This is a genomic window from uncultured Ruminococcus sp., assembly GCA_902785355.1.
GTDB lineage: Bacteria > Bacillota > Clostridia > Oscillospirales > Acutalibacteraceae > Ruminococcoides.
On the sequence record CACZYF010000065.1, the window covers coordinates 1 to 4,767 of the forward strand.

3 protein-coding genes are annotated in these 4,767 nt (G+C 50.6%); 2 read left to right on the forward strand and 1 reads right to left on the reverse strand.

The window, feature by feature from the left end:
- Nucleotides 1-140: 140 nt before the first annotated feature.
- Nucleotides 141-1,415 (reverse strand): glycosyltransferase, encoded by a 1,275-nt coding sequence (locus R2I50_RS09940; RefSeq protein WP_316608986.1) that lies wholly within the window; start codon nt 1,413-1,415, stop codon nt 141-143.
- A gap of 289 nt (nt 1,416-1,704) precedes the next feature.
- On the opposite strand from R2I50_RS09940, the gene R2I50_RS09945 reads away from it, so the two are divergent.
- The gene (locus R2I50_RS09945) at nt 1,705-3,405 is read left to right on the forward strand and encodes a VanW family protein (protein WP_316608987.1); all 1,701 of its coding nucleotides are present in this window, start codon (nt 1,705-1,707) and stop codon (nt 3,403-3,405) included.
- Nucleotides 3,406-3,723: 318 nt separating this feature from the next.
- A partial coding sequence (locus R2I50_RS09950; protein WP_316608988.1) for a hypothetical protein occupies nt 3,724-4,767 on the forward strand: 1,044 nt, incomplete at its 3' end.

The window sequence follows — 4,767 nt, forward strand, 5'->3', positions numbered from 1 at the left end:
TATAGCTTTGTTGGGCTCCTTGACAGGCGCCAGCCTGTCTGCGTCTCCCGTCGCGCTATCCGAAATATATCACTAATATCTGATTAAATCTTTTTATCATGGATTAGTATAAGAAAAGCTCCCTGAACGGGAGCTTTCGGTCACGATGATTCTTTTTCTTTTTCGACGAGGCTCTTTGCGAGCTCATAGATATTGCGTGAGGAATGTTTGCGAACATAGCTGCGGCAGCTTTCACGCATCTTTTTGAGCTGCTCATCGTTTTTGAGCAGCGAGCCGACCGTATCGACGGTTTCCGAGCTGTCTCTCAGAATGACCGCAATATCGTTAGCCTCAAGCAGAGCGGCGTTTTGCTCCTCTTGCCCGGGATAAGCCTTGAACACCACCATCGGCAGCGCGCAGGCGATGCTCTCAGACGTCGTCAGTCCGCCGGGCTTGGTGATGATCAGATCGGCGGCATGCATGTAGTCGTCCACATTGTCGACAAAGTAGAACAGCTGCGTTGGTTTGCTGCCTACGGCGGAGCGTCGGAAGGTCGAAGTGATCCTGTCCGCGACGTCCTCGCTCGTATTGTAGATGAAGCGAATCACGCTGTCCTCGCTCAGACTCTTGATGAAGTCCGGCTCGTCGGGGGTAACGATCTCCTGCTCGCTGTTGATCATTTCCACAAAGGCATCGTACAGCTTTTGGTTTTTGCCTGTGATAACAATGATCTGATAATCCAGGTTGATCTTCAGCAGGTTTTCGTATATTTCCAGAATGTCGTTCACGCCGAAGCTGCCTGCCATCAACAGGACGGTGCGCTTCTCGGGCTCGAATCCTAACTCCGCGAGTACCTCTTCGCGTTTTCTGCCGTTTCCCTCGTAGAATTTCTCGAAAATGGGATGACCGTAGTCGTAGATACATTTAGGGTCGACCCCGTACTGCTCGGTCAGGATGTATTTCGCGGTATCCGAGGCGGTGATGTAAGCATCGATGCCGTCGTTGACGTAGGTGCGGTGGGGGAGAAAGTCGGTCACAATGCTGATCAGCGGTACCCGATATCCGTTTTTCGTCTTGATATAGGCCATTATTCCGCCCGCAAAAGGATGACAGCTGATGACCGCGTCGGGGTGATATTCCTCAATGATAGGCTGCAGCTTCTTCGCACACTGCTGATACAGTACGTTGACGGTATCGGACAGAGCGGATTTCTTATCGGCGCTCTTATAGATGGCGCCGAACAGCGCAGGCGTCAGTGTGACCAGCGCCTTGTATCCCATGACGACGGTATTGTTTACCAGAGCCGAACACTCCTTAAAGACGTCAATGATGTCGACGTGAGTTGAGGGATCGGTTTCGTTGATTGTAGATTTCAGGGCGTTTGCGGCGCGGTTGTGTCCGCCGCCGGTCGACGCTGAAAGGATCAGAATATTCATGGTATCTCCTGCAGACTTTATAGCTTGGTTAATATTATACCTCTTTTTTCTGCATTGTTCAATACATAATCGATCTGCTTTATCCATTATTCATAATAAAACCAACCGCCGCGGTAGTAAATATCGTCGGTTTTTTCGTTTTATATTTCTTTAAAAGATTATTAATTTGATTTTCTTAGGATATTATATAAATAAGTGTCGGCGGCATTATTAATGTTGCCGTTTTTCCCGATAATAAGGCGTTTTGCCTGTTGATATACAGTAATTTTTCAGATAAGGAAGTGGTTGTATGAGCAAGGATTATCGGTCAAACACCATGGAATTAGATTCGATTTTAGAGGAAGCGCGCAACCGCAAGAACGGTACCGCGGCGGCAAAGTCCGCTTCCCGTACCGCTTCGGCGCCGAAGCCTGTTTCCCGTCCTCAGCAGAACGCGAAAGCCGCTCAGGCGCGCCGGAGCTTCAATGATGATTTTGTTCTGACGGATGACGATAAGCAGCCGGCAAGCGCCTATGCCGTATATAACGATCAGGACTATGATGATTATGAGGAGCGTCCCCGTAAGAGCAAGACGGGTCTGATCGTCGCCTTGTGTATCGTGGGCGTGATCCTTCTCGCCGGAATCGGCGGGCTGGTAATGTATCTGAATTCCGGTTCTCAGCCCGGTCCCTCCGGTACCTTCTCCGATAATGTTTATGTCAACGGCAAGTCTCTCAAAGGACTTACTCTGGATGAGGCGCGCGCGCTGATGGCTCCTGTTGAGAAGGAGCTCGCGGATCAGATCAAGATCACCGTTAAGGCGGGCGACAAAAGCTTTGATTTAACCAAAAACGACTTCAAGGTCTCCTTCAATACCGAGGACGTCCTTGCTCAGGCGAAGAAATATTCCGAAGAAAAGGGCATCAAGACCTCTCAGCAGAATTATGAGATCAAAATGTCCGTTGATGAGAGCAGCTGTAAGAACGCTGTGAATAAGATAGCCGGTGAAGTTTCATCCGAAGCGAAGGACGCTACTGTTACCAAGTTCGACCCCGACGCCTCCGATATGTTCACGATCGAAGCGGAGCAGAAGGGCGTCAAGCTTGAGGAGGATAAGACTGTTACCGCGCTGTCAACCCTGATCAAGCAGGGTACCTACACCGGTACCGTCGACGCGCCGACTACTCAGGTTGATCCCAAGGTTACCAAGGACTTCTTAGCCGGCAATATCGTCGAGCTGTCCCACTTCTCGACTACTTCGTATAATAACTCCAACGGTAATGAGAACATGCGTATCAGCCTTGCCGCCTGCAACGGCTCTATCATCAACCCTGATGCGACATGGTCGTTCAACGAGTGTACCGGCGACTCCAACCAGGAGTCCAACGGTTATCTTCCCGCGGGTGTCATCGTAGAAGGCCGCAGTGAGACCGGCATCGGCGGAGGTATCTGTCAGTCCTCCACGACGATCTACAACGCCGCGCTGCTCTGCGGTATGAGTGTCGTCGAGCGCGAGTGCCACTACTACCAGTCCGCTTATGTCGAGGCGGGTCGCGACGCGACGATCGACTACGGCAACATCGACTTAAAGCTCAAGAACCCCTTTAACTACCAGCTGTTCATGAAGTGCTGGATGGACGGCACCGAGCTTAACTGCACGATGTATGGTCTAAAGAACGATAAGTTCGATCATGTCGAGATCAATACCTTTGATCCCGAGTATTTTGACAACGGTTATACCGTTAAGGCGACACGTACCTATTATAAGGGTGACACCAAGGTCGATACCGACGATCTGCCGAGCTCTACCTACTACACCTCCGCGCCGTCATCGGGCTCTTCTGATAACAGCAGCAGCTATGATTACAACAGCGGCGGTTCAGCGTCGGTTCCCGAGACGCCCGTTACCCCCGATACGCCCGAGGTTCCGGATACTCCCGTAGTTCCCGATACCCCCGAGGTTCCCGATACCCCCGAGGTTCCCGATACCCCTGTTGTACCCGAAGGCTGATCATATTCTCCCCCTGTCTGACGGACAGGGGGTTGTTTTTGCCAAAATATAGAATGGTTTCGACCGGGTAATACTTATTGTTGGTGAAAACACACTAAATTAAACGCTGCCATTTATGCGAAATAACGGAGCTTTCGTGAATTAGCATAAATCCATAATGGAATTATAGGCGGAAATGCAAAGTTTCGTCCCGAATTCTGTTTTTCTGTTTAAAAGCTAAATAAAAAATTCTCCTTTCGAATTAAATTTATTATTGAAACTTGCAAAATTATGTGTTATGATTAATCTACGCAATAAAATAATTATAAGGAGGAAATTATGAGAAAATTTATTAGCGTACTGTTAGCATTAATGTTAGTTCTCTCTCTGACAACCGTAGGTTTCAGCGCGGTCATCTATAAGGGTGACGGCACTGTTTCAGCTTACAATGTTGTTGATGACATCGCATTCTCCATCGCCGACGTCATGGAAGAGATGGCATTTGATGCTGAAGACACCCAGACTGTTTATTTCATGATGCCTAACGGCCACAACGGTGACCTGGGTACTGACGGCAGTTATGCCCCCAGCTGGAATAACCAGTATAACTTAAAGGACGGCGTCCACTACGCCGGCATCTATTTCTGGCAGGGCCCCGCGGGCTATACCCCCGGCGGTGAGACCGGCTACAACGCAACTCACACCGAGGGCGTAAACCAGAGAGACTGGCCCGGCTACAGAGCCGAGCTGGTAGATCCCGACCAGAACATCTTCAAGGCGACGGTCCATCTCGATTCCATCAATATCATCTGGAACAACGGTATTGACGGCGGTAAGCCCGAGGTAATTCCCGAGGATCCCGAGGACATCTATTACAAGGCTGCCCAGACCCGTAACATTAAGACCGAGGGCTGCGCTGAGGAAGATGACGAGAACCCCAAGCTCCCCGAGGGCTCTCCCGACTTTGATACTTCCTTTGACGGCTGTATCTACATCGTCGATCCCGACCAGATTGACATCAGCGAATACTCCGGCATGCAGCAGTGCGGTGGTAACTGGTATGTTTACTACGGCGACGGCTGCTACGGAATGTACAGTACCGAGAGCGACAACTTCAAATCTATCGAAGAAAATTGCTGCAACCCCGCTCACTTTGACGCGTCCGGCGCTCATGTAGGCTATGTTCCCGAAGAGCCCACCGAGGCGGTTGTTCCCACCGAGGCTCCGACTGAGCCTGAGACCGAGGCTCCGACTGAGCCTGAGACCGAGGCTCCGACCGAGCCTGAGACTGAGGCTCCCACCGAGGCTCCTCAGCCCGAGGATACTTACATTGCAGCCGGTGTAGAGAACGTATTCGGCACCAAATGGAATGGTAACGACGTT

Excerpts from the sequence above, each read along its gene's own strand:
- R2I50_RS09945 (WP_316608987.1), top strand. The coding sequence starts at position 1,705 with ATGAGCAAGGATTATCGGTCAAACACCATGGAATTAGATTCGATTTTA.
- R2I50_RS09940 (WP_316608986.1), bottom strand. The coding sequence starts at position 1,415 with ATGAATATTCTGATCCTTTCAGCGTCGACCGGCGGCGGACACAACCGC.